The 5094-nt window shown below is 69.9% G+C and carries 3 protein-coding genes; 2 read left to right on the top strand and 1 reads right to left on the bottom strand.

What is annotated here, in order from left to right:
* Nucleotides 1-56: 56 nt before the first annotated feature.
* Nucleotides 57-473, bottom strand: coding sequence for a type II toxin-antitoxin system VapC family toxin (locus ACFWOG_RS39405; protein ID WP_329951461.1), 417 nt, complete (start codon nucleotides 471-473; stop codon nucleotides 57-59).
* Between the two features lie 337 nt (nucleotides 474-810).
* On the opposite strand from ACFWOG_RS39405, the gene acnA reads away from it, so the two are divergent.
* Entirely contained in the window at nucleotides 811-3471 is a 2661-nt protein-coding gene (gene acnA / locus ACFWOG_RS39400; RefSeq protein ID WP_380364433.1) for an aconitate hydratase AcnA, read from the top strand.
* A gap of 164 nt (nucleotides 3472-3635) precedes the next feature.
* Nucleotides 3636-4994 carry a glycoside hydrolase family 18 protein gene (locus ACFWOG_RS39395; protein ID WP_380364431.1) on the top strand — a complete coding sequence of 453 codons (1359 nt, stop codon included), beginning with the start codon at nucleotides 3636-3638 and terminating at the stop codon, nucleotides 4992-4994.
* The last annotated feature ends 100 nt before the right edge of the window (nucleotides 4995-5094 follow it).

Genomic DNA, 5094 nt, shown 5'->3' with positions numbered 1-5094 from the left:
CCCGCGGAGCAGCCCGGCGCTACCCGCCGCTCCGCGGGGGGCCCCGGCCGACCCTGCTACCCGGCGTCCCCACCCGGCCGGCCGATGCCGCGGATCTCGCACCGCGGCCCGCTGGCCCGCATCAGCCGCAGGTCCGCCGTGACCAGCGGCACCCCGTACTGCTCGGCCACCGCCACGTACGCGGCGTCGTCCGGCGTGAGGTTGTCCTTGAGTTCCCAGATCCGCCCGAGCAGCGGTTCGACCGGCACCTTGCGGATCGCGAGGCCGGGCAGTTCGGTGGCGAGCTCGCCCACCCGCTCGGCGGTGAGTTCGCGGGCCAGGTACAGGCCGCGCAGCGACTGCATCACCTCGATGACGAGGTGCTCGGGCGCCGCCCACTCGTCGTCCGCGGCCAGTTCGGCCCGGGCGGCTGCCCCGCGTTCACCCTCGTCGGCCAGCGCGAGCACCAGCGCGGACGCGTCCACCACGATCATCAGTCGGCCCCCGGCCTGCTCCGGTGTGTCACTCTCCGGTCACCGTACCGGGGGGTGTCGCCCCTTCGGCGAGCGGGCCGTCCGAACCGGGGGCAGCCTGGGGTGGTGCCGGTTCGGCGCCCGCGTGGTACTGAGGAGGTGCCGACGTGGCGGAGCCGACGCCATGCACTATGGTTTATCTCGACATCGAGATAACTGCCCTCTACGATATATCTCGACATCAAGATACTTGCCGAGAGGCGCTCACCGGCGGTGCGGGCAAGGTCAGCCTAAGTAAGGCTGACCTTACCACCGTGGCGGCCGGAATACCGCACGAAGCACCTAGAAGGAGTCAGTCGTGTCCGCGAACAGCTTCGACGCCCGCAGCTCGCTGCAGGTGGGCGACGAGTCGTACGAGATCTTCAAGCTCTCCGCCGTCGAGGGTTCCGAGCGGCTGCCGTACAGCCTCAAGGTGCTGCTGGAGAACCTGCTCCGCACCGAGGACGGCGCCAACATCACCGCCGACCACATCCGTGCCCTCGGCACCTGGGACGCCGACGCCCAGCCGAGCCAGGAGATCCAGTTCACGCCGGCCCGCGTGATCATGCAGGACTTCACCGGCGTGCCGTGCGTGGTCGACCTCGCCACCATGCGTGAGGCCGTCAAGGAGCTGGGCGGCGACCCGGCCAAGATCAACCCGCTGGCCCCGGCCGAGCTGGTCATCGACCACTCCGTCATCGCCGACAAGTTCGGTACGCCGGACGCCTTCGTCCAGAACGTCGAGATCGAGTACGGCCGCAACAGGGAGCGCTACCAGTTCCTGCGCTGGGGCCAGACCGCGTTCGACGAGTTCAAGGTCGTCCCGCCCGGCACCGGCATCGTCCACCAGGTGAACATCGAGCACCTGGCCCGCACCGTCATGGTCCGCAACGGCCAGGCCTACCCGGACACCTGTGTCGGCACCGACTCGCACACCACCATGGTCAACGGCCTGGGCGTGCTGGGCTGGGGCGTCGGCGGCATCGAGGCCGAGGCCGCGATGCTGGGCCAGCCGGTCTCCATGCTGATCCCGCGCGTGGTCGGCTTCAAGCTCAACGGCCAGCTGCCGGCCGGCACCACCGCCACCGACCTGGTGCTCACCATCACCGAGATGCTGCGCAAGCACGGTGTGGTCGGCAAGTTCGTGGAGTTCTACGGCGAGGGCGTCACCGCGATCCCGCTGGCCAACCGCGCCACCATCGGCAACATGTCGCCGGAGTTCGGTTCGACCTGCGCGATCTTCCCGATCGACGCCGAGACCATCAGCTACCTGAAGCTCACCGGCCGTGACGAGCAGCAGCTCGCCCTGGTCGAGGCGTACGCCAAGGAGCAGGGCCTCTGGCACGACCCGTCGGTCGAGCCGGTCTACTCCGAGTACCTGGAGCTGGACGTCTCCACCGTCGTCCCGTCGATCTCCGGCCCGAAGCGCCCGCAGGACCGCGTGATCCTGGCCGAGGCCGCCGAGAGGTTCGCCGAGGCGCTGCCGACCTACTCGGCCGAGGCCTCGAAGCCGACCACCGTCACCGCCCCCGACGGCTCGTCCTACGAGATCGACAACGGCGCGGTCGTGATCGCCTCGATCACCTCCTGCACCAACACCTCCAACCCCTCCGTCATGCTGGGCGCCGCCCTGCTGGCGAAGAAGGCCGTGGAGAAGGGCCTGCGCGTCCAGCCCTGGGTCAAGACCACCCTGGCGCCCGGCTCCAAGGTCGTCATGGACTACTACGAGAAGGCCGGCCTCCTCCCGTACATGGAGAAGCTGGGCTTCAACCTGGTCGGCTACGGCTGCGTCACCTGCATCGGCAACTCGGGCCCGCTGCCCGAGGAGGTCTCGGCCGCGGTGAACGAGGCCGACCTCGCGGTCGTCTCGGTGCTCTCCGGCAACCGCAACTTCGAGGGCCGGATCAACCCGGACGTCAAGATGAACTACCTGGCCTCCCCGCCGCTGGTGGTCGCCTACGCCCTCGCCGGCAACATGAACATCGACATCACCCGTGACGCCCTGGGCCAGGACGCCGACGGCAACGACGTGTTCCTCGCCGACATCTGGCCGTCGGAGAAGGAGGTCGCCGACACCGTCGCCGGCTCCATCGACGAGGCCATGTTCGACAAGGGCTACCAGGACGTCTTCGCCGGCGACCACCGCTGGCAGTCGCTCCCGGTTCCGACCGGCAACACCTTCGAGTGGGACGCCGAGTCCACCTACGTCCGCAAGCCCCCGTACTTCGAGGGCATGGCCAAGACCCCGAGCCCGGTGAACGACATCGCCGGCGCCCGCGTCCTGGCCAAGCTGGGCGACTCGGTCACCACCGACCACATCTCCCCGGCCGGCAACATCAAGCCGGGCACCCCGGCCGCGCAGTACCTCACCGAGCACGGTGTGGAGAAGCGCGACTTCAACTCGTACGGCTCGCGTCGCGGCAACCACGAGGTGATGATCCGCGGCACCTTCGCCAACATCCGCCTGCGCAACCAGATCGCGCCGGGCACCGAGGGCGGCTACACCCGCGACTTCACCCAGGCCGACGCGCCGGTGTCGTTCATCTACGACGCCTCGCAGAACTACCAGAACGCCGGCACCCCGCTGGTCGTCCTGGCCGGCAAGGAGTACGGCTCCGGCTCGTCCCGCGACTGGGCCGCCAAGGGCACCGCGCTGCTCGGCGTGAAGGCCGTCATCGCCGAGTCCTACGAGCGCATCCACCGCTCGAACCTGATCGGCATGGGCGTCCTCCCGCTGCAGTACCCCGAGGGCCAGAACGCCGACTCCCTCGGTCTGACCGGCGAGGAGACCTTCTCCTTCACCGGTGTGACCGAGCTCAACGAGGGCCGCACCCCGAAGACCGTCAAGGTCGTCGCGGTCGGCACGGACGGCGCCACCAAGGAGTTCGACGCGGTCGTCCGCATCGACACCCCCGGTGAGGCGGACTACTACCGCAACGGCGGCATCCTGCAGTACGTGCTGCGCTCGCTGATCGGCTGATCCTCCGACAGCTGCCGAGAGGCCGGACCGCGTTCCCGCGGTCCGGCCTCTTCTGCATGCTGCCCCGTCCGGGCACGTCCTCTTGTGCGCCGTGGCGCGATGGACTAAATCTCTATGCCAGCTGGTCCAGACCAATTGACGCTGCTTCAGAGAATAGGTCCGGTATGCCCACTCGCTCCTCCGCCCTGCTCGCCGCCGCCACCGTCGCCGCGCTGCTCGTCGCCCCCGCCACCGCCAACGCCGCCGGGACAAAGCACGGTCCCCAGCTCAAGGGTCAGCGCGTCGGCTACTTCACCCAGTGGGGCGCCGACAGCTCCGCGAAGCGGGTGCAGGAGTCCGGCCAGGCCGGGAAGCTCACCGTCATCAACTACGCCTTCGGCAACGTCTCGGCGGACGGCACCTGTTTCGAGACCAACGACGCCGGCCAGGGCGACGCCTACAACGACTACCAGCGCGCCTTCTCCGCCGCCGACTCGGTGGACGGCGTGGCCGACGCCCCCGACCAGAAGCTCAAGGGCCACTTCAACCAGCTGCGCAAGCTGAAGGCCGTCAACCCGCAGCTCAGGGCCGTGATCTCGCTGGGCGGCTGGAGCTGGTCCAAGTACTTCTCGGACGCGGCCGCCACCGACGAGGCGCGCAGGAAGTTCGTCTCCTCCTGCATCGACCTCTACCTCAAGGGCGACGTGCCGCAGCTCGCCGGCTCCCCGGAGGGCGGCAAGGGCGTGGCCGCCGGGGTGTTCGACGGCATCGACGTCGACTGGGAGTACCCGGGCGGCGGCGGTGACGCCGGCAACGTCGTCCGCCCCGAGGACGGCCGCAACTTCACCCTGCTGATGGCCGAGTTCCGCAAGCAGCTGGACGAACTCGGCGGCAAGCGCGGCCCGCACACCACGAGCGACGGCACGAGCGACGGCAAGGGCAGGGGCAAGGGCAAGCACTACCTGCTGACCGCCGCCGTCGCCGCCAACGAGACCGTGGCGGACCGGCTGGAGCTGCCCGAGCTCGCGCGGACCGTCGACTGGCTCAACCTGATGACCTACGACCTGCACGGTCCGTGGGAGGGCAAGGGCCCGGCCAACCACCACGCCAACCTCTACTCCGACCCGACCGACTCGGACGCACGGCAGCGCAGCGCGGACAAGGCCGTCGACCACTACGCCCAGCGCGGCCTGCCCTCCCGGCAGACCGTCCTCGGCACCCCGTTCTACGGCCACGGCTGGACGGGCGTGCCGGCCGGCGCCCGCCACGGCCTCTACCAGAAGGCCACCGGCACCGTGCCGGACCGCTCCTACAAGGAGATCAACGCCCTGCCCGGCACCACCTACGTGGACCGCGACCACGGCGCGTCCTGGCGGTACGACGGCTCCACCTTCTACAGCTACGACTCGGCCGAGGTGCTCACCGCGAAGGCCCGGTACGCGCGATGGAACGACCTGGCCGGTGTGATGGTCTGGTCGCTGGACGGCGACGACGCCCGGGGCAGCGCGATCGCCGCCCTGGACCGCGGACTGCGCGGCAACTGACCGCCGGAACGCGAACGGGCAGGGCCCGCCCCGATGGATGTCGGGGCGGGCCCTGCCCGTTCAGCACGTCCGGCCCCGCGGGTGCCGGTGCGGGAGCGGG

Origin of the sequence: Kitasatospora sp. NPDC058406, from assembly GCF_042722765.1 — a bacterium.
In the GTDB taxonomy this organism is placed as follows: Bacteria; Actinomycetota; Actinomycetes; order Streptomycetales; family Streptomycetaceae; genus Kitasatospora.
The sequence above is the reverse complement of the archived record's forward strand: the minus strand, read 5'-3'. Positions and strand labels throughout refer to the sequence as shown.

What these genes read in the sequence shown, in the direction of transcription:
- ACFWOG_RS39405 (WP_329951461.1), bottom strand. Translation starts at nt 473, where the DNA reads ATGATCGTGGTGGACGCGTCCGCGCTGGTGCTCGCGCTGGCCGACGAG.
- ACFWOG_RS39395 (WP_380364431.1), top strand. Translation starts at nt 3,636, where the DNA reads ATGCCCACTCGCTCCTCCGCCCTGCTCGCCGCCGCCACCGTCGCCGCG.